A 20,515-nucleotide genomic window follows, 5' to 3' on the forward strand; every position below is an offset into this window, starting at 1 on the left:
GCGCCGCGTCAATACGTTTCCAGATGCAGGCGCCCTTCCTTTTTCAGTCTCGCCCAGAGCGCCTCCCAATCCATCTGATGCTGCTCGGCGATCTCCTTGAGCGCTTGCAGCACACCGTCTTCCATGCCCTTCAGGCCGCACACATAGATGTGCGTGTTGTCGTCCTTCAACATATGCGCGACGTCGACCGCGCGTTCGCGCATGGCGTCCTGCACATAGCGCCTCGGCTGCCCCGGTGTGCGCGAGAACGCCAGATTGGTGTCGATAAAGTCTTTCGGCAGATTAGTTAGCGGACCGAAGTACGGCAATTCTTCTTTGGTGCGCGCCCCGAAGAACAGCATCAGTTTTCCGGTCGCGCCTTTCAGGCGGCGCCGCCGCCGGTACTCGGTCATCGCCCGCATCGGCGCGGAGCCTGTGCCCGTGCAGATCATCAGCAGATGCGAGTTCGGATGGTTCGGCATCAGGAAGGTGCCGCCAAATGGGCCGATAACCGTGACCACGTCGCCCTTTTTCAGGTCGCACAGATAGTTCGAGCAGACGCCGTCGATCGAGTCGCCATGCTGTTCGGACACACGCTTCACAGTCAGCGAAACGTTGTTGTAGCCGGGCCGCTCGCCGTCGCGCGGACTCGCAATCGAATACTGACGCGCGTGATGCGGACGACCGTCGGCGGTCGCGCCCGGCGGCAGCACGCCGATCGACTGCCCTTCGAGCACGGGAAACGGCATCGAGCCGAAGTCCAGCACGATGTGATGGATATCGCTTTGCGTCGACGCGTCGGTCAGCCGATAGTTGCCGACCACGGTCGCAGTGGTCGGCGCCTTATGCGTATAGAGGTTCACGTACGGTTTGGCGGCGGACCACGGCGGCACGACGGAGCCGCGTACCGTGTCGACTTCAACCCCGCTTGCATTCGCTGAGGTGTCCGCGCTCGTGTCGGCGGCAACGGAGGATTCGTCGGCACTGGCCACGGCCATCGTGTTCTGCTCCGGCAGCACGTCCCATGTGAACTGTTCCTCGATCGGGTACGCGTCGGCCTTCAGCACCGTGCGCCAGTTGTCGATCGCGCCTGTCGGACACGGCGGCACGCACGCCATGCAGCCGTTGCAAACATCCGCCCTCACCACGTAGTTGTTTTCGTCGTGCGTGATCGCGTCGATCGGACAGGTCTCTTCGCAGGTATTGCAGCGAATGCAGATCTCCGGATCGATCAGATGCTGCCTGAGAACCTCGATCGACACTGGGCCGTTCATGACTTCCTCCACCATGTAGTGCTTTGTAAGCGCGCCGCGCGCGCTTCGTTGCTTCGAGCCGCCGTCCGCCCTCGTTCAGTTTCGCTTAGTTAAAGCGCACGTATTCGAAATCCACTGGCTGACGGTTCACGCCCATCGCGGGCGGCGCAATCCAGTTCGCGAACTTGCCGGGCTCGACCACGCGGCCCATCAGCGACGCGACGAATGCGCGGTCTTCCGGCGTGGCGAGCCACTTGCTTTCGTTGGCGGCCCACTCCGCTTCGCTCACGACGCGTCCGTCCGGCGAGACACGTGTGCCCGCGAACGTGCCGATCTGGCGGTTGAAGGCTTTATGCGGCACGGTCATGCGAAAGTCGATGCCGGCCTTCTCGAGCACCTTGTTCCAGCGCCCCACGCCCGCCACCGAATCCTTGATGTAATCGTCGCGCAGCACTTCGTTCATCGCGTTGAGCATGGGCACTTCGCGCTCCACCAGCTTGCCGTCCTGCACGTCGAGCAACTTGTAGCTTTGCCCGTTCAATTGATGATCGTCGTCGCGCTTGCTTTCTTCGTAGCGGCCTTTCAGGCCCGAGCTGTAGAACGTCGCCGCGTTCGACGAATGATCGGCGCCGAACAGGTCGATTGTCACCGAGTAATGGAAGTTCAGATAGCGCTGGATGGTCGGCAAATCGATCACGCCCGCTGCGCGAATCCTGGTGACGTCGTCGGTGCCGAGTTCGTTCATCACCTGGGCGGTGCGCTGAATCACGCGGGACACGCCCGACTCACCCACGAACATGTGGTGCGCTTCTTCCGTCAACATAAACTTCGTGGTGCGCGCGAGCGGGTCGAAGCCGGACTCCGCCAGTGCGGAGAGCTGGAACTTGCCGTCGCGGTCGGTGAAATACGTGAACATGTAGAACGCGAGCCAGTCCGGCGTTTTCTCGTTGAACGCGCCGAGAATGCGAGGATTGTCGTCGTCGCCGGAGCGTCGGCCCAGCAATGCTTCGGCCTCCTCGCGACCGTCCCGTCCGAAGTAACGATGCAGCAGATACACCATGGCCCACAGGTGCCGGCCTTCTTCCACGTTGACCTGAAACAGGTTGCGCAGGTCGTACATGGAAGGCGCGGTGAGGCCAAGGTGCCGTTGCTGCTCGACCGAAGCGGGCTCGGTATCGCCTTGCGTCACGATAATGCGCCGCAGATTCGCGCGATGTTCGCCGGGCACGTCCTGCCACGCAGCCTCGCCCTTGTGCTCGCCGAAATGGATCTTGCGATCCTGCTCGCCCGGCGTGAGGAAAATGCCCCAACGGTAATCGGGCATCTTGACATGATCGAAGTGGGCCCAGCCGCCCGCATCCACGCTCACTGCCGTGCGCAGATACACGTCGTAGCCATGCGAGCCTTCCGGTCCCATGTCGCCCCACCAGGACAGGAAGTTCGGCTGCCATTGTTCGAGCGCGCGCTGCAGCGTGCGGTCGTCGGCGAGGTTGACGTTGTTCGGAATCTTTTCGCTGTAGTTGATGGTCGACATGGTCGGTTCCTTGCAATGCTGAAGGTGAGAGGCGCGTATCGGGCGCAGGGTCGCTTTGCAGCGGGCGTCAAACCCGCGAGACGTCGAATTGCGCCTTGCTGCCCTTGCCGTACACCTTGAGCGCACCCTTCTCGCCCACAGCGTTCGGCCGGTTGAAGATCCAGTTCTGCCATGCGGTGAGACGGCCGAAAATGCGCGTCTCCATCGTTTCGGGCCCGTTGAAACGCAGGTTCGCCTCGAGCCCCGTCAATGCGTCCGGCGACATGGCTGCGCGTTCCTCCAAGGCGATGCGGATTTCGTCGGTCCAGTCGATGTCGTCGGGCGCCGCCGTGACGAGTCCGAGACGCTCCGCTTCGACGGGCTTGATCGGCTGACCGATGCGCGAACGCGCGGCGTCGAGTGGTTCGGCCTCCTCATAGAAGCGGCGCGCGAGCCGGGACTGATGCGTGACCATTGAATAAAGACCGAAGTTGACTTCCGACAGCGTGATCGCCGGCTCCTCTTCTTCGTTGCTCGGCAATGCGGCCATGTACGAGCGGTCGGCGGCGAACGCCAGTTCCGCGAAGGTGCCGGCGAAACACGAGCCCGGTTCGATCAACGCGAAGAGTGATCGCGACGACACGTCGATGCGCGCCAGCGTGCGGCGCAAGAGGCCGATCGTTTCGCGCACGAACCAGTGGTCCTTGTGCTGCATCAACACCGCGTCCACGGCGAGCACGTTGCGCGCGTCGCCTTCGGTGCGGAACACCCAGGTGCCGACTTCGAGTTCGTTCGTGCGCAGCGAAAGAATCGCGTCGTCGAGTTCGCGAGCGAATCGCAGCGGCCACCAGTTCGCGCCTGCAGCGACGATTGCATCGACATCGGTGGGCTGTTCGCCTTGCGGCGCTCTGGCGGTGAAGGTCGCGATGCGCTTCGCGCGGTCGATCGTCACGTCGAGCGTGTGATAACCGAGGCCGTCTTCGCGATCGGTGCGCTCGATGCGCGTCAATGTCACGCCCTGCGCGTCGGACGGACGGTCGCTTCGTGCGGCGAGTTCGAGCGCCCGGGCCTGAATGGCCGCATCGAACTGATTGGGCTTCACCACTTCGTCGACGAGACGCCACGCCTTCGCACGCTCGCCGCGAATGCCTTCCACCACGGTGCAAAAGATGTCGGCGCGATCATGGCGCACCTTGCGCTTGTCAGTGACGCGCGTGAGACCGCCCGTGCCGGGCAGCACGCCGAGCAACGGCACTTCCGGCAGCGACACCGACGACGAGCGGTCGTCGACCAGATAGATTTCGTCGCAGGCGAGCGCGAGTTCATAACCGCCGCCTGCGCACGCACCATTTACCGCCGCGAGAAATTTGAGCCCCGAATAACGCGACGAGTCTTCGAGGCCGTTACGCGTTTCGTTGGTGAACTTGCAGAAATTGACCTTCCACGCATGCGACGACACACCGAGCATGAAGATATTCGCACCCGAGCAGAACACGCGGTCCTTCAGGCTCGTCACCACGACGGTTTTCACTTCCGGATGCTCGAAGCGGATGCGCTGAACAGCGTCGTGCAGTTCGATATCGACGCCAAGGTCGTAGGAATTGAGCTTCAGCTTGTAGCCGTCGCGGATGCCGCCGTCTTCCGCGATATCGATACCCAGCGTCGCGACGGGGCCGTTGAAACTCAGCTTCCAATGCTTGTACTGCGAGGGGTCGGTGCGGTAGTCGACCGGGGCGATGGCGGTTTCTGCTGTGGACATGGGCGTCTCCTGACTGGACGATGCAAGTTGTTTATAGAACAATAGTGCATCGTCACTTCCATGTAAAGCATTTTAATGCATGTTACCGCGTAAACCCCGATGCCCGAGTGCAGTTCAGCTAGCCGGCGCTTCGTCCGGCGACTCGGACGCGAGCCGCGCGGCCAGGCGATCGCGCAGTTGCAGATAGGCGTCGGCCAACGTTTTCTCGCTGGTGTCGAACGTCATGTCGGCACGGCCGTACAGCTCGCTGCGGCCCGCGAGAATCCGCTTCAGGTCGTCCATCGCCTCCTTGTTGCCGGACATGGGGCGCAAATCGCCTTGGGCGACGACCCGGCGCATGTGCTCTTCCGGCGCCGCCTGCAGCCACACGGTGAAGCAGTGCGACAACAGCGCGTTGAAGGTGCCGGACTCCGACACGAGGCCGCCCGGCGATGCAATGACCGCGCGCTCGTGCTCCTGTATGACCGCCTCCAGCGCCCGGTGCTCGTAGCGCCGGTAAGCGCTTGCGCCGTACAGCGAGTGAATCTCCGCGGGCGGGCATCCGGCGAGCTGCTCGATCACCCGCGTGAGCTCGACGAACGGCACCTTGCGCTCCTGCGCGAGCATCCGGCCGAGCGTGGATTTGCCTGCGCCGCGCAGCCCGATCAGCGCGATCCGGTCCTTGCGATGCGGGTCGCGCGGCGCCTGCGCGAACATCTCGGCAAGCGCCATGCGCGCACGCTGCAACGCCGCCTGATCGCGCCCATGCAGCAGTTCGCGAATCAGCAGCCATTCGGCCGAAGCCGTCGTCTCATCGCCGATCACTTCGGCGAGCGGGCAGTTCAAGGTTGCCGCGATCTGCCGCAACACGAGAACCGAGGCATTGCCGACCCCCGACTCCAGATTCGCGAGATGCCGCTCGGAGAGGCCGGTCTCCGCGGCCAGCGTCTTGCGCGTCATGCCGCGCCGCGCGCGCAACAGCCGCACGCGCTCGCCCATCGCCGTGAGGAACGGGTCGCGCTCCTCCCGCTCGCCGGTGCGCTCGGCCCGCTCCGGGCGACCCGCTTGCTCATCGACCGCGTGAGGCGATGGCGGGCTGGACGGCAGCTCGGTGTAATTCCGGTTCATATTCTATACCTCCCAAACCACAATACATGTACTATAGTGCTTGACACACACCCTGTGAACGGTTAATTTTCGCCCAACATTGATCTATATACAAAGACTGCCGCGATTTTTCGCGCGGCATCACGGAGACCGCGTAGCGCGTCACATGCATTAACGTGCGTGCGCACAGCCCGGAGGCTTGCATGTCCCCAACCCATTTTCAGCGGCTGATAGCCGATGTCACCGCCCAGCTGCCCGGCCGGCCGCTGGACGCCGAACTCGCCGCCTGGCTTAACAGCACCTATGCCGCCCACAGCCCGGCCTTTCGCGATCTGGTCGACGCCTGCCGCGCCGGCGTCGCCGAAGGCTGGCTGTGCAACCGCGAGGCCGGCGGCATTCGCTATGGCCGCATTTTCAAGGCGCTGCCGGACACACACGGCTTTTCCGTCGACGTGGTCCACATGAAGGACATAGCCGGCCCGCATCACGTTCATCCGCATGGCGAGATCGATCTCATCATGCCGCTGACCGAAGGCGCGACTTTCGACGGCCACCCGGCGGGCTGGTGCGTCTACGGGCCGGGGTCCGCGCATCGCCCGACCGTGGCGAACGGCGAGGCACTCGTGCTTTATCTCCTGCCGCAAGGCGCAATCGAATTTACCGCTGCGTGAGCACTGTCATGGCCGAACTGTTGAAGAACCACGTCGCGGGCGAATGGGTCGCGGGCGCCGGAGCAGGCGTCACGCTGCGCGACCCGGTGACGGGAGAAGCGCTCGCGCGCGTGTCGAGCGAGGGACTCGACCTCGCGAACGCCTTCCGTTTCGCACGCGAAGAAGCCGGCGCGGCACTTCGCGAACTGACCTATGCACAGCGCGCTGCTCGCCTTGCCGATCTCGTCAAGCTGCTGCAAGGCAAGCGCGACGACTACTACGCCATCGCCCTCGCCAACTCGGGCACGACGCGCAACGATTCAGCGGTCGATATCGACGGCGGCATTTTCACGCTGTCTTACTACGCGAAGCTCGGCGCGGCGCTCGGCGACGTGCATGCGCTGCGCGACGGCCACCGAGGCGCGCTCAGCAAAGATCAATCGTTCAGCGCGCAGCATGTGCTGACGCCGACGCGCGGCGTCGCGCTATTCATCAACGCGTTCAACTTCCCCTCGTGGGGCTTGTGGGAAAAAGCGGCGCCCGCGCTGCTTTCGGGCGTGCCCGTTATCGTGAAGCCTGCCACTGCGACGGCGTGGCTCACGCAGCGCATGGTCGCCGATGTGGTCGACGCAGGCATTCTGCCGCGCGGCGCGCTCTCAGTGATCTGCGGCGGCTCTGCGGGCCTGCTCGATCAGATCCAATCATTCGATGTCGTGTCCTTCACCGGCTCGGCGGAGACGGCCGCGACCTTGCGCGCGCATCCGGCCTTCGTCGCGCGCGGAGCGCGGCTCAATGTCGAGGCGGACAGCCTGAACAGCGCGATTCTCTGCGCCGATGCCACGCCGGACACGCCTGCGTTCCAACTGTTCATCAGCGAAGTCGTGCGCGAAATGACCGTGAAATCCGGACAAAAATGCACCGCGATCCGGCGCGCGTTCGTGCCGGACACGGCGCTCGAGGCTGTGGTCGATGCGCTCAAAGCGAAGCTGAGCAAAGTTACCGTCGGCAATCCGCGCAACGACGCCGTGCGCATGGGCTCGCTCGTGAGCCGGGCGCAATGCGAGAACGTGCTGGCAGGAATCGCCGCCTTGCGCGAGGAAGCGGTGCTCGCGTATGACGGCTCGTCAGCAGCCCTTATCGATGCGGACGCAACAATCGCGGCTTGCGTGGCCCCGCATCTGTTCGTCGTCAACGATCCAGATAGCGCGACCTTGTTGCATGACCTCGAAGTATTCGGCCCCGTGGCGAGCGTCGCGCCGTATCGCGTCGCGAGCAATGCCGGTAGTCTGCCCGAAGCGCATGCAGTTGCCCTTGCGCGACGCGGGCACGGCTCGCTCGTCGCGTCGATCTATTCGAACGACGACGCACATCTCGGCAGGCTGGCGCTCGAACTCGCCGATTCGCATGGCCGCGTGCATGCGGTGTCGCCGTCCGTGCAGCAAAGCCAGACAGGCCACGGCAATGTGATGCCGATGTCGCTGCACGGCGGACCGGGACGCGCGGGCGGAGGCGAAGAACTCGGCGGTCTGCGCGCACTCGGCTTTTATCACCGGCGTGCCGCGGTTCAGGCGTCGGCAGCTGCGCTCGAAGCACTCGGCCACGTCACTTCTTTGCCCGCGGCCTGACGATGTCCGCTACGTCTGCAATAACCGCCAGGAAGCACGAGATGAGCGCCCTCTAACGCACCAGCGCACCAGCGCACCAGCGCACGCAAGCATTGAGCGGATCATGAGCACATAACAGCCGGACCGCCCCCACTCGATGGAGGAGACATATGGAAGCCCTGTTCGAACCGGCTGCAAGCCAACCCGCCGTAACGGCCGAGCCGCCGCCCGCGCGCTTCAATTTCGCGGCTCATCTGTTTGCATTGAACGCGTCGCGCGCCGCCAAAGCCGCTTATATCGACGATAGCGGGACGACCACCTACGGCGAACTCGAGGAACGCTCGCGGCGCTTCGCGACTGCATTGCGCGACTTGGGAGTGCATCCTGAGGAGCGCGTGCTGCTTGTCATGCAGGACAGCGTTGCACTGCCGATCGCTTTTCTCGGCGCGCTGTATGCCGGCGTGGTGCCGGTGGTGGCGAACACGCTGCTCACGCCCGCGGACTATGTTTATATGCTCACGCACAGTCATGCGCGCGCGGTGATCGCGTCGCGCGCGCTCGCGGTGCATGTCACGCAAGCCATGGAGACGGCCGAGCACGACGGCTGCCAGCTTATCGTTTCCAGACGCGCATCGGCCGCAGTAGAAGACACTCCGCTCGCCGCGCCCGTGTTCGAAGACCTCGTCGATGCCGCGGAGCCTGCCGCCAGGCCCGCTGCAACCGGCAGCGACGACATCGCGTTCTGGCTGTATTCGTCGGGCTCGACCGGCAAACCGAAGGGCACGGTGCATACGCACGCCAATCTCTACTGGACTGCGGAGCTCTATGCGAAGCCAGTGCTCGGCATCGTCGAGAACGATGTGGTGTTTTCCGCGGCCAAGCTGTTCTTTGCCTACGGTCTCGGCAACGCGTTGACGTTCCCGCTCTCGGTCGGCGCCACTGCGATTCTGATGGCGGAGCGCCCTACCGCCGACGCTGTCTTCGCACGTCTCACGCGCCATCGGCCGACCGTTTTCTACGGCGTGCCGACGCTCTACGCGAGCATGCTCGTCTCGCCGAATCTGCCCGCGCGCGAGGACGTCGCGATGCGCATTTGCACGTCGGCGGGCGAAGCCTTGCCGCGCGAAATCGGCGAGCGCTTTACGAAGCACTTCGGCTGCGAAATTCTCGACGGCATCGGCTCCACGGAAATGCTGCATATCTTCCTGTCGAATCGCGCGGGCGCGGTCGAATACGGTACGACGGGGCGCCCTGTGCCCGGCTACGAGGTCGAGCTGCGCGACGAGAGCGGCCATGCGGTCGGCGACGGCGAAGTGGGCGACCTGTACATCAAAGGGCCCAGCGCGGCCCTTATGTACTGGAGCAACCGCGAAAAGTCGCGCGCCACGTTTCTCGGCGAATGGATCCGCAGTGGAGACAAATACTGTCGCCTGCCGAATGGCTGCTATGTTTATGCGGGCCGCAGCGACGATATGCTGAAGGTCAGCGGCCAATACGTATCGCCGGTCGAAGTGGAAATGGTGCTGGTCCAGCACGACGCGGTGCTCGAGGCCGCAGTCGTGGGCGTCGATCACGGCGGTCTCGTCAAGACGCGTGCGTTCGTCGTGTTAAAGCGCGAGTTCGCCGGGTCTGAGATACTGGAGGACGAATTGAAGGCCTTCGTGAAGGAACGGCTCGCGCCGCATAAATATCCGCGCGACATCGTGTTCGTCGACGATTTGCCGAAAACCGCCACCGGCAAGATTCAGCGCTTCAAGCTGCGCGAACTATCATAAGGTGATACATGCAGAGCCCCGCCGTCGGCAGGCCGACCCTCCATTTCGCCGAGTTGCCTGGAAGCGCTTCGCGCGAGCCGCTGCGCATCGAATACCGTTGGCTCAACCCCGCGGCGGCCGGTGCGCCACTGGCGGTCTTTCTACACGAAGGACTCGGCTCGACCGCCATGTGGCGCGACTGGCCACAAGCGTTATGCGAGCGACTCGGCCTGCGTGGGCTCGTGTATTCGCGCCCCGGATACGGCTGGTCGACACCGCGTGAGCATCACGTCAAATGGCCGGTGGATTTCATGACGGACCAGGCGCGCGATATTCTGCCGGCGCTTCTGGACGCGCTCAGCGTCGACATGCATGAACGCCGGCGCATGTGGGTGATCGGCCATAGCGACGGCGGCTCCATCGCGCTGCTCTATGCGGCGCTCTTTCCTGGCGCGCTTGCGGGTGCGGTGGCCATCGCGCCGCATCTGTTCGTCGAAGACCTGTCGGTGCAAAGCATCGCGCAAACGAAAGTGCTTTACGAAACGACTGATCTGCGCAACAAGCTCTCGCGCTACCACGCGGACGTCGATTCTGCTTTCTACGGCTGGAACGATGTCTGGTTGAATCCGGCGTTCCGGCAGTGGTCGATTGCAGAGCAACTCGCGTCGATCGACAAACCGCTGCTCGCCGTGCAAGGCTATGACGACAACTACGGCACCATGGCGCAGATCGACACGATTGCGCGGTACGTCGCGCATGCGCAGCTCGCGAAGCTCGAGGCTTGTGGACATTCGCCGCATCGCGACGCCCCGGATCGACTGAACGACGTTATTGCGGCGTTCGTGTCGCGGCATGTCTAGCCGCAAACTCTCCCATCCCCAACAATTCCCCAATCCTCATCAATTCCTCAAATTTCCAAAACTTCACAAAAGTTACACAGGTAAGCGGATATTCTTTTTGCACCGCTGACCTGGGCATGCCGATGCCCGCGCGTTTCCCGTGCAGGAGAAATCGCCATGTCCTTTGTGTGGAAGCCGTGCATTGCCTCGCATGCCAAACGTTTGGCGATAGCGCTCATGACGCTGCCGCTGTGCGCACTGCTCGGCGCATGCGGCAACGACGACGCGAAGGCGCCTGAACCAGGCCAGCCTGGCCTCGTCGACAACAGCAACACCGGTGGCAACGCAAATGGCAGCCCCGGCGCCCTATCGGCCAATCCGTCTTCCGTAGCGCCCGAGCCCGCCGCCGTCACGATTCAAAGCCCTGCACTACCCGCATCAAACGCCGACCCGGCATTGTCCGCAGCCGCTTCGGCGCCGCTCGCCACACCTGTTGTCCATACCGTTGATTGAGTTCCGCGCTTCACGCAACGCGCGGCTCAGGGTCGCGCGCCGCGGGGAGTGTTCCCCCTCGAAGACCTGAAGGCTCATACCATGACCTCAAAAAATCGCCGTGATTTTCTACGCTCGGCCGCGCAGGCGGCAGGTTCCTTCACCGCGTTGAGCATGCTGCCGGCCGGCATCCGCAACGCACTCGCCATTCCGGCCAACAGCAAGACGGGCACGATCCGCGACGTCGAGCACATTGTCGTGCTGATGCAGGAAAACCGCTCGTTCGACCACTACTTCGGCACGCTGCGCGGCGTGCGCGGTTTCGGCGATACGCGCGCGATCAATCTGCCGAACGGCAAGCCGGTCTGGTATCAGCCGCTCGCCGCCGATGCCGGCTACGTGCTGCCGTTTCGTCCCAGCGCGCCGAACCTCGGCCTGCAATTCCTGCAAGACCTCGCGCACGACTGGAACACCACACACGCCGCCTGGAACGGCGGCCGCTATGATCAATGGGTGCCCGCCAAAAGCGCGACCACGATGGCCTACCTCACGCGCGAGGACATTCCGTTTCACTACCAGCTCGCCGACGCGTTCACGATCTGCGACGCGTATCACTGCTCGCTGATGGGCCCGACCGATCCGAACCGCTACTACATGTGGGCGGGCGGCGTGGGTAACGACGGCACGGGCGGCGGTCCGGTGATCGACAATTCGGAGCTCGGCTACGGCTGGTCGACGTACCCGGAAGTACTGCAAAACGCCGGCATTTCGTGGAAGATCTATCAGGACGTCGGCACGGGTCTCGATGCGAACGGTTCGTGGGGCTGGACCCAGAACGCGTACATCGGCAATTACGGCGATAACTCGCTCCTTTATTTCAACCAGTACCGCAACGCGCAGCCGGGAAATCCGCTGTACGACAATGCGCGCACCGGCACGAATGCCTTGAAGGGCGACGGCTATTTCGACATCCTCAAGCGCGACGTGCAGAACAACGCGCTGCCGCAAGTCTCGTGGATCGTCGCACCGGAAGCCTATTCCGAGCACCCCAACTGGCCGGCGAATTATGGCGCGTGGTACATCGACCAGGTTTTGCAGATTCTGACCTCGAATCCGGATGTCTGGAGCAAGACCGTACTCCTCATCAATTACGACGAGAACGACGGTTTCTTCGACCATATGGTGCCGCCGTGCGCGCCCAGCTCCAGCGCGAACGGCCTGTCCACCGTCGACACGGTCAACGAGATCTATCCGGGCGACGCAAAGAACGTCGCCGCGCCGTACGGCCTCGGCCCGCGCGTGCCCATGCTCGTCGTCTCGCCGTGGTCGAAAGGCGGCTACGTGTGCTCGCAGGTGTTCGACCATACGTCCGTGATCCGCTTTATCGAACAACGCTTCGGCGAGCAGCACAATCTTGGCGAGTCGAACATTTCGCCATGGCGTCGTGCGGTGTGCGGCGATCTGACTTCGGCATTCAACTTCAGCAATCCGAACGATGCGTTCCCCACACTACCGAGCACGAGCGGCTATGTGCCCGCGGATAAGAACCGTCATCCCGACTATGTGCCGTTGCCGCCTGCGATTCAGGCGGTGCCGCGTCAGGAACCGGGCGTACGCCCCGCTCGCGCGCTGCCGTATGAGCTCTTCGTGCGCGTACACGGCGAAGGCGCGGAGAAAACCGTGACGCTGCGCTTCGTCAACACGGGCAACGCGGGTGCGGTATTTCAGGTCTATCGCGCGAATAGTCCCGACGCGCCGTGCACCTACACCGTGGAAGCCGGCAAGCGCCTGCAGGACGAGTTCGCGCTGAACGCAGACGGCACCTACGATTTCACCGTGCATGGTCCGAACGGATTCTTGCGCCGCTTTACGGGGCGGCCGGTTGCTCGCAGCTGGTGGAACGGCTCGGATATCGCGCGTCCGGAAGTGCTCGAAGGTTACGACGTCGCGAACGGCAATCTGCAATTGCGGCTCGAGAACGTGGGCAGTGCGCACTGCAAGTTCACCATCGTCAATGCGTACGACCCGAAGCATGCGATCAAGCGCGTGGTGCGCGGCGGCGATACGGACGAGCTTTATCTCGATCTTCGCAATGCGCACGGCTGGTATGACCTGGCGATCACGGTCGACACCGACCCGCTCTTCGCGCGCCGCTTTGCGGGCCATGTGGAGACGGGCAAGAGCAGCATGAGCGATCCTGCACTGGGCGCGTGATGGTCGACTGAATTTTCATGTTGTCATGCAACGGTCGCTGCGATAGACGCAGCGGCCGTTCTTTCATGCTGCCACGGTCGCGTTTTCTCGGAACGGATTGCAATCATCAGACGTATTGCAATCTCAGGAGCGTGCGCCAAGTCCCGCGTAAACAGGGAGAAACGCGAACTCAAGTCTTTGCGCACACGAGCCGTATACAGCGTGTGAGGCGCCCGCCTCATCGACCACGACTCATTGCTCATCCGAAAAACTCCCACCATGTTCTCTTCCATTCGCGCGCGGATCGTTGCGCTGTGCGTCGCCATCGTTGTCGTTGCGCTCGCAACTAATGCGGTTCTCAACTATCTCGTCGCCAATTCGTATAACGCCGATGCCATCGACAGCAGCCTGACCGCCGTCGAGAGCGGCCATGCGGCAGGTATCAGCGACTGGGTCGCGGCCAATAGCCAGATGATCGACTCGCTGCAGGACGCCGTGCTGCAACCGGACCCCTCGGCGGCGCTCAAGCAGATCGCCGCCGCCGGCAAGTTCACCAATGTCTATGTGGGCTACGCGGACAAAACGGCAAAGTTTTCCGACCCGACCGGCATTCCCGCCGACTACGATCCGACCGGGCGTCCGTGGTACAAGCAGGCTGCGGCGGCGGGCAAACCGGTGGCGACGCCGCCCTATGTCGACGTCGGCTCTGGCAAGCTCGTGGTCGCGTTCGCCGCGCCCGTGGTACGCGACGGCGCCGTCAAAGGCGTGGTCTCGGGCGACGTCGCGATGGACAGCGTGATCGCCAATGTGAAGTCGATTCATCCGACCCCCGCGAGCTTCGGCATGTTGATCGACTCGAGCGGTCAGATCGTCGCGCATCCGGATGCAAAGCTCACATTGAAGCCGGTGTCCGACCTGGTGACGGGGCTCGCGGGCGAGAAGCTCGCGGCGCTCTTTCACGCGGAACGTCCGATACAGATGCAAGTGAACGGCAGCGCCAAGTTGTTGCGCGCGCAACCGATTCCGGGCACCGACTGGTACGTGGTCGTCGCGCTGGACAAAGCCGAAGCCACCGCCGGCATGCGCTCGCTGCTGACCGCCTCGGTCATCGCGCTGGTGCTGATTGCCGGTATTGCAGCGGCGATCGTCGCCGCCGTCACCGCGGTCTCGTTCCAGCGCCTGTCGAAAGTGCGCGATGCCATGGACGACATCGGCTCCGGCGAAGGCGACCTGACGCAACGCCTGCCCGCCGTCGGCAACGATGAAGTCGCGCAGATCGCCCGCTCGTTCAACACGTTCATCGACAAACTGAGTCACGTCATGCGGCAGATTCGCGACGCGAGCGAATCGGTGCGTGTAGCATCGAATGAAATCGCCGCGGGCAACGTCGATTTGTCCGGCCGTACCGAATCGGCCGCGGCGAGCCTGCAGGAAACCGCGGCGTCGATGGAGGAGATCACGTCGACCGTCACGCAATCGGCGAGTGCCGCAAAGCAGGCGGACACGACGGCCGTATCGGCATCGCAGGTCGCGTCGCGCGGCGGCGCCGTGATTTCCGAAGTAATTACGACGATGGCCGAGATCCAGCACGCGTCGGTGAAGGTCTCGGACATCATCGGCGTGATCGACGGCATTGCATTCCAGACCAACATTCTTGCGCTGAACGCCGCGGTGGAAGCCGCGCGCGCCGGCGAACAGGGTCGCGGTTTCGCGGTCGTGGCGGGCGAAGTGCGCAGCCTCGCGCAGCGCAGCGCGCAGGCGGCGAAGGAAATCAAGGCGCTGATCGAAGCCACCGTCGCAAGCGTCACCTCGGGCTCGAGCCAGGTGCGCCAGGCCGGGGAAACGATGAGCGAGATCGTCAGCAACGTCGCGAACGTGACGACGATCATCTCCGAGATCACGCAAGCGGCCAACGAGCAGACGCGCGGCATTCAGGAAGTGAACCGCGCAGTGAGCCAGCTCGACGAAATGGTCCAGCAGAATGCGGCACTCGTCGAACAGTCGACGGCCGCCGCCGCCGCTTTGCAGACCCAGGCCGTGAGCCTTGCCGGCGCGGTCACCCAGTTCAAGCTGGACTAGAACGCCGGCGCACAACCGCCAGTCAAACGCAGCGCGCGGGCTTACGACTCGAAGTCGAGCCCACCGATCAGCGCGACGGGCTCCGCTTGCGTATGCGACGCAAAATCGAGTTCGCGCGCGTGACGCCAGGCCGCGAGCTTGCGCGGCAGCGCCGCCAGATAGCGGGCAAATCGCGCTTGCCCTTCGTCTTTCATCAGCCGCTCGATCTCGTCGCTGTCCCACGTCAGATACAGATTCAACGGATGCGCGTAGTGAGCAATATTCACGAGCGGCGCCGCGTGAATGTGGAGTCGCGTGGGACGGCCGGGACCGCCGTACGGCAGCACTTCGGTATGCACCGTCGTGGCAAAACACGCAGCGATGGCCTCGGCAATGCGAGGCGCGAACTCTTTGTCGAAACGGTCGGCAGTGTCTGGGCGCATCTGATTCTCCGGCGTGCTGCGCAATGCAGCGGAGCATCGTAGCACGCAGGGTGCGCGCCGGCGGGCGCACTTTCTGGCAGGCGCTATCCGACGCGCTTGCCTCTTTGCGCCCGAGCGTTGCGCCTGCGAATCACAAAACTGATGAGCGCGGCAAACGCAGCCGTCGCTGCATAACCGGCAAGGCGAATGGCCTGCTCGGCCGGCAGGCGCGCCATCAGCAGCGCCGCAACCGCGCTCGCGAGCACAGCGAGCATGATGAGCAAGGCAACGGTCCACTTCATTCTGGTCTCCCCTGACGTTTCGACGTGCTGCCGGACGGCGCGTCTGCGCTCTTGTTCACAGCATACTGGGGGCAGGCAGGCGGCGGCGCAATTGTCCATAACCCGCAAGCCGCGCCGAATACTCGCAGTAAACCGCGCCCGCCACCAGCCGAAACCCTGCGAAACCGCAAACTAGGCCGCGCCGCCTCTTCCGCTCGCGCGCGCCTGTTCGAGAATGAATTCGATGAACGTCGCCGCCGCCCGCGTGTGATGGCGGTTCGGCATGTACAGCATGTACATGTTCGTGCCGAAGATGCTCAGGCGCCACTCGTCGAGCGTCGTCACCACGTCGCCTCGTTTCAGATCGTCATGCACCACGTAGTCGGGCACGATGCCGACGCCGAGACCCGCCAGCACCGCCTGCCGCAGGAACAGAAAATTCTCGGAGATGATGGTCGGTTCGAGCAGCACCTCATGACGCTCGTCGTGCAGATAAGCGGCGACGCGCAATTGCCGCCCCACCACGGCTGCCGTGATCAGCGGCGCGGTGCGCAGATCGTCGAGCTGGACCGGCATGCCGTGGCTGTCGGCGAACGAACGCGAAGCGCAGGCAACGTAGCGCACGGACCCCATATCGCGCGCGACGAGATTTTGCGGCGGCTCGGACATGATCCGCACGGCGATGTCGACTTCGTCGCGCATCAGATCCTCCACGCGGTTCTCGAACAGCACATCCAGCACAATGCCGGGATAGCGCCGCTTGAATTCGATCAACCACTCGGACATGACGAGCTGGCCGTAACCGCTCGGCACACTTAAGCGCACGCGCCCTTGCAGGCTTCGCCCCAGCGTCGTCACCGATTCGCGCGCGGCGAGCAGCGCGTTCTGGATCGCGCGGCCGTGCTCGTATAACTGCAGACCGATCTCCGTGGGCTCGACGCGGCGCGTGGTGCGCCGAACGAGTTGCAAGCCGACCGAGCGCTCCAGCTGATTCAGGTGATAGCTCACGTTCGCGCGGCTCATTTTGAGTCGCCGCGCGGCTTCGCTCAGGTTGCCCGCGTCCAGGATTTCCACCAGGAGGGTCAGCGAATTGACGTCCACGAAAAGGCCTTTGTCAAAATTACTTTGACAGTCTGTCAACCGTTCATGTGATTGTCAATGAACCTTGACCGCTCCACAATCGGCAGCATTCGCGCGAAGCGGCATCGGCGCGCGCCGACTATCAGCCAGGAGACGACACGCATGACCCCTACCCCTTCAGTCGACGTCGTGACGCGCGAATTGCGCGGCAAGGTGCTGCTCGTGACGATCGACCACGCGCCCGTCAACGCCCTTTCCGCGGACGTGCGGCGCGGCCTGCTGGCCGCGATCGAAGCCGCGGACAGCGAGCGCGCGGTGGAAGCGGTGCTGCTCGTCGGCGCGGGCCGTAACTTCATCGCCGGTGCGGATATTCGCGAGTTCGGCAAACCGCCCGTGCCGCCCTCGCTGCCGGACGTGTGCAACCGCATCGAGGCGTGTACGAAGCCGGTCGTCGCGGCGATTCACGGCGCGGCGCTCGGCGGCGGTCTGGAAGTCGCGCTGGCGGCGCACTACCGGATTGCCGTCGAAGGCGCGAAGCTCGGGTTGCCCGAAGTGCAACTCGGCCTGCTGCCCGGCGCGGGCGGCACACAGCGCACGCCGCGCCTGATCGGCGCCGCGGCCGCACTCGATCTGATGTTGAGCGGCCGCCACGCGAGCGCGAAAGAAGCCCTCGCGCTAGGCCTCGTCGACCGGCTCGGCGCGAGCGGCGACATCCTCGCTGAGGGCCTCGCCTATGCGCACGCGCTGCTGGCCGCCCATGCAACAGCACGCCGCACGCGCGACGCCGCCGCATTGAGCGACCGCGCGGCCAGCCTCGCGGCGCTCGCCGCGGCGCGTACGGAAACGGAAAAAAAGTCGCGCGGTCTGTTTTCGCCGCTGAAGATCGTCGATGCCGTCGAGGCCGCCGTCACGCAGCCATTCGAAGAAGGTTTGCGCGTCGAACGTCAACTCTTTCTGCAATGTCTCGACAGCCCGCAACGCGCGGGCCTGGTGCACGCGTTTTTTGCCGAGCGTGAAGTGCTGAAAGCGCCCGAGACGCGCGATGCGAAACCGCGCGCACTCGCGGCAATCGGCGTAGTGGGCGGCGGCACGATGGGCGCCGGCATTGCGGTGGCGGTGCTGGACGCAGGTCTGCCCGTGACGATGATCGAGCGCGACGAGGCATCACTCGCGCGCGGCCGCGCGCACATCGAGAAGGTCTATGACGGACTGATCGCGAAGGGCCGCATGAGCGCGGAGAAGAAGGCCGAACTGATGGCGCGCTGGACCGGCAGCACGTCATACGAAGCACTCGCGAACGCCGACCTCGTGATCGAGGCCGTGTTCGAAGATCTCGCGGTCAAACAGGCCGTGTTCGCCGAACTCGATCGCGTCTGCAAAGCGGGCGCGGTGCTCGCAACCAATACGTCGTATCTCGACATCGACGCGATAGCCGCCGGCATTTCGCGGCCCGCCGACGTGACCGGTCTGCACTTCTTCTCGCCGGCCAACATCATGAAGCTGCTCGAAGTCGTCGTGCCGAGGGCCGTGAGCGCTGACGTGGTCGCGACCGCGTTCGAGCTTGCGAAGAAACTGCGCAAGACGCCGGTGCGCGCGGGCGTGTGCGACGGCTTCATCGGCAACCGTATTCTGGCGGTGTATCGCAGCGCGGCCGACGCCATGATGGAAGACGGCGCGTCGCCCTATCAGATCGACGCGGCCGTGCGCGCGTTCGGCTTTCCGATGGGACCGTTCCAGGTGGTGGACCTCGCGGGCGGCGACATCGGCTGGGCCGCGCGCAAACGGCGCGCCGCGACGCGCAATCCGGCGGCACGCTATGTACAGATCGCCGACCGCCTGTGCGAGCGCGGCTGGTTCGGCCAGAAAACCGGCCGTGGATTTTATCTGTATCCCGAAGGATCGCGCAGCGGCCAGCCGGACCCGGAAGTGGAGGCGATTATCGACGCGGAGCGCGCACGCGTCGGCATCACACCGCGCTCTTTCACCGACGATGAAATCATGCGCCGCTACATGGCCGCCATGATCAACGAAGGGGCGAACGTCGTGCATGAGCGGATCGCGCTGCGCCCGCTCGACGTCGACGTGACGTTGCTGTATGGCTACGGATTTCCGCGCTACCGCGGCGGTCCGATGAAATATGCGGACATGGTGGGCCTGCCGCGCGTTCTCGCGGACATTCGCGAGTTTGCGAAGGAAGATCCGCTGTTCTGGCAGGCCTCGCCGCTCCTCGTCGAACTCGTCGAGCGCAGCGGGGATTTCGCGAGCCTCAATCAGACGGTTTGACACGGCGCTGCTGCCGGCATGGGCCGGCGCGACCGCTCAACCTCCCCACAGGGAATTGCGATGAACCTGAATTTCACGCCCGAAGAAGAAGCCTTTCGCACCGAGGTGCTCGCGTTTCTGCGCGACAAACTCCCGCAGCGTCTCGCCGACAAAGTGCAGGGCGGCCGGCGGCTCACGCGTGAAGACATGGCCGAATGGCACGCCATTCTCAACGAGCGCGGCTGGCTCGCGAACCACTGGCCGCGGGAATACGGCGGACCCGGCTGGAGCCCGGTGCAGAAATTCATTTTCGAGAACGAATGCGCGCTCGCGGGCGCGCCGCGCGTCGTGCCGTTCGGCGTCAATATGCTCGGGCCCGTGCTGATCAAATACGGCAGCGATGCGCAAAAGCGTCACTGGTTGCCGCGCATTCTCGACGGTTCCGACTGGTGGTGTCAGGGCTATTCGGAACCCGGCGCGGGTTCCGACCTCGCGTCCGTGAAAACCACCGCGGTGCGCGGCGTGGATGCGAATGGCGAGCACTACATCGTCAATGGTCAGAAGACGTGGACGACGCTCGGCCACTACGCGAACATGATTTTCTGCCTCGTGCGCACCGCGACCGACGTGCGCAAGCAGGAAGGCATCAGCTTCCTGCTGATCGACATGACAACGCCGGGCGTCGAGGTGAGGCCGATCATCACGCTCGACGGCGAGCATGAAGTCAACGAAGTGTTTTTCACCAACGTGCGGGTGCCCGTCGCCAATCTCGTCGGCGAAGAAAACAAGGGCTGGACCTACGCGAAGTATCTGCTGACGTACGAGCGCACGAACATCGCGGGCGTCGGCTTTTCGGTGGCGGCCTTCAACCGGCTGCGCAAGATCGCGGCAAAACAGCGGCGCAACGGGCGGCCGCTCGCAGAAGACGCGGCGTTTGCGGCGCGCATGGCGCGCGTCGAAATCGATCTTGAGAACATGAAGACCACCAACCTGCGCGTGATTGCCGCAGTGGCGGGCGGCGGCGTGCCGGGCGCGGAAAGTTCGATGCTGAAGATTCGTGGCACCGAGATCCGTCAGGAGATCTCGTCGCTCACGCGCCGCGCGATGGGACCGTATGCACAGCCGTTTATCGAAGAAGCCTTGCACGAAGGCTATCGGGGTGAGCCCGTGGGACCCGATGAGGCGGCGAGCGCGGCGGCGCAATACTTCAACAATCGCAAGCTGTCGATTTTCGGCGGGTCGAACGAGATCCAGAAGAACATCATTTCCAAAATGATCCTCGGACTGTAA

At 63.9% G+C, this 20,515-nt stretch carries 17 protein-coding genes; 9 read left to right on the forward strand and 8 right to left on the reverse strand.

From position 1 onward, the window contains the following. Nucleotides 1–8: 8 nt before the first annotated feature. The 4 genes from boxA to HV711_RS14785 form a co-directional block, all read right to left on the reverse strand. A complete protein-coding gene (gene boxA, locus HV711_RS14770) occupies nt 9–1,253 on the reverse strand; it encodes a benzoyl-CoA 2,3-epoxidase subunit BoxA (RefSeq protein WP_028363539.1) in 1,245 nt (414 codons plus the stop codon). An 85-nt stretch (nt 1,254–1,338) separates the two neighbouring features. After that, nucleotides 1,339–2,766: a benzoyl-CoA 2,3-epoxidase subunit BoxB gene (gene boxB, locus HV711_RS14775; protein ID WP_028363540.1), complete on the reverse strand. Its 1,428-nt coding sequence runs from the start codon at nt 2,764–2,766 to the stop codon at nt 1,339–1,341. 67 nt (nt 2,767–2,833) lie between these two features. Continuing rightward, nucleotides 2,834–4,504, reverse strand: coding sequence for a 2,3-epoxybenzoyl-CoA dihydrolase (gene boxC, locus HV711_RS14780; RefSeq protein ID WP_035481403.1), 1,671 nt, complete (start codon nt 4,502–4,504; stop codon nt 2,834–2,836). Nucleotides 4,505–4,618: 114 nt separating this feature from the next. Next, nucleotides 4,619–5,611, reverse strand: coding sequence for a helix-turn-helix transcriptional regulator (locus HV711_RS14785; RefSeq protein WP_035481401.1), 993 nt, complete (start codon nt 5,609–5,611; stop codon nt 4,619–4,621). Nucleotides 5,612–5,793: 182 nt separating this feature from the next. Here HV711_RS14785 and HV711_RS14790 point away from each other — a divergent pair, with 182 nt between their 5' ends. The 4 genes from HV711_RS14790 (at nt 5,794) to HV711_RS14805 (ending at nt 10,458) form a co-directional block, all read left to right on the forward strand. After that, nucleotides 5,794–6,261 (forward strand): DUF4863 family protein, encoded by a 468-nt coding sequence (locus HV711_RS14790; RefSeq protein ID WP_035481400.1) that lies wholly within the window; start codon nt 5,794–5,796, stop codon nt 6,259–6,261. A gap of 8 nt (nt 6,262–6,269) precedes the next feature. After that, nucleotides 6,270–7,865: a 3,4-dehydroadipyl-CoA semialdehyde dehydrogenase gene (locus HV711_RS14795; RefSeq protein ID WP_035481398.1), complete on the forward strand. Its 1,596-nt coding sequence runs from the start codon at nt 6,270–6,272 to the stop codon at nt 7,863–7,865. A gap of 149 nt (nt 7,866–8,014) precedes the next feature. Beyond that, the gene (locus tag HV711_RS14800) at nt 8,015–9,619 is read left to right on the forward strand and encodes a benzoate-CoA ligase family protein (RefSeq protein WP_035481396.1); all 1,605 of its coding nucleotides are present in this window, start codon (nt 8,015–8,017) and stop codon (nt 9,617–9,619) included. A gap of 8 nt (nt 9,620–9,627) precedes the next feature. Then, nucleotides 9,628–10,458 carry an alpha/beta fold hydrolase gene (locus HV711_RS14805; RefSeq protein ID WP_035481394.1) on the forward strand — a complete coding sequence of 277 codons (831 nt, stop codon included), beginning with the start codon at nt 9,628–9,630 and terminating at the stop codon, nt 10,456–10,458. A 47-nt stretch (nt 10,459–10,505) separates the two neighbouring features. On the opposite strand, the gene HV711_RS14810 is transcribed toward HV711_RS14805, so the two are convergent. Then, nucleotides 10,506–10,676 (reverse strand): hypothetical protein, encoded by a 171-nt coding sequence (locus HV711_RS14810; protein ID WP_175145125.1) that lies wholly within the window; start codon nt 10,674–10,676, stop codon nt 10,506–10,508. Between HV711_RS14810 and HV711_RS14815 the strand changes: the two genes are divergently transcribed. The 3 genes from HV711_RS14815 (at nt 10,615) to HV711_RS14825 (ending at nt 15,201) form a co-directional block, all read left to right on the forward strand. After that, nucleotides 10,615–10,950, forward strand: a complete 336-nt coding sequence (locus HV711_RS14815; RefSeq protein WP_035481392.1) for a hypothetical protein — start codon at nt 10,615–10,617, stop codon at nt 10,948–10,950. The genes HV711_RS14810 and HV711_RS14815 overlap by 62 nt on opposite strands. Before the next feature lie 81 nt (nt 10,951–11,031). Beyond that, on the forward strand, nt 11,032–13,143 hold the full coding sequence (locus HV711_RS14820) for a phosphocholine-specific phospholipase C (RefSeq protein WP_035481390.1): 2,112 nt from the start codon (nt 11,032–11,034) through the stop codon (nt 13,141–13,143). 258 nt (nt 13,144–13,401) lie between these two features. Further along, complete coding sequence (locus HV711_RS14825) at nt 13,402–15,201, forward strand: methyl-accepting chemotaxis protein (RefSeq protein ID WP_035481387.1); 1,800 nt, start codon at nt 13,402–13,404, stop codon at nt 15,199–15,201. Between the two features lie 41 nt (nt 15,202–15,242). On the opposite strand, the gene HV711_RS14830 is transcribed toward HV711_RS14825, so the two are convergent. The 3 genes from HV711_RS14830 to HV711_RS14840 all read right to left on the reverse strand — a co-directional run bounded on the left by HV711_RS14830 (nt 15,243) and on the right by HV711_RS14840 (nt 16,984). Continuing rightward, on the reverse strand, nt 15,243–15,623 hold the full coding sequence (locus tag HV711_RS14830; protein ID WP_013589024.1) for a DUF5594 family protein: 381 nt from the start codon (nt 15,621–15,623) through the stop codon (nt 15,243–15,245). 83 nt (nt 15,624–15,706) lie between these two features. Further along, nucleotides 15,707–15,904, reverse strand: coding sequence for a hypothetical protein (locus HV711_RS14835; protein WP_028363550.1), 198 nt, complete (start codon nt 15,902–15,904; stop codon nt 15,707–15,709). A gap of 171 nt (nt 15,905–16,075) precedes the next feature. Continuing rightward, the gene (locus HV711_RS14840) at nt 16,076–16,984 is read right to left on the reverse strand and encodes a LysR family transcriptional regulator (protein WP_035481385.1); all 909 of its coding nucleotides are present in this window, start codon (nt 16,982–16,984) and stop codon (nt 16,076–16,078) included. A 141-nt stretch (nt 16,985–17,125) separates the two neighbouring features. Between HV711_RS14840 and HV711_RS14845 the strand changes: the two genes are divergently transcribed. Together HV711_RS14845 and HV711_RS14850 are read left to right on the forward strand one after the other, a co-directional pair. After that, the gene (locus tag HV711_RS14845) at nt 17,126–19,246 is read left to right on the forward strand and encodes a 3-hydroxyacyl-CoA dehydrogenase NAD-binding domain-containing protein (protein ID WP_035481384.1); all 2,121 of its coding nucleotides are present in this window, start codon (nt 17,126–17,128) and stop codon (nt 19,244–19,246) included. Between the two features lie 60 nt (nt 19,247–19,306). Continuing rightward, entirely contained in the window at nt 19,307–20,515 is a 1,209-nt protein-coding gene (locus tag HV711_RS14850) for an acyl-CoA dehydrogenase family protein (RefSeq protein ID WP_035481382.1), read from the forward strand.

Origin of the sequence: Paraburkholderia phenoliruptrix (assembly GCF_902859825.1) — a bacterium.
Classification (GTDB): Bacteria; Pseudomonadota; Gammaproteobacteria; order Burkholderiales; family Burkholderiaceae; genus Paraburkholderia; species Paraburkholderia phenoliruptrix.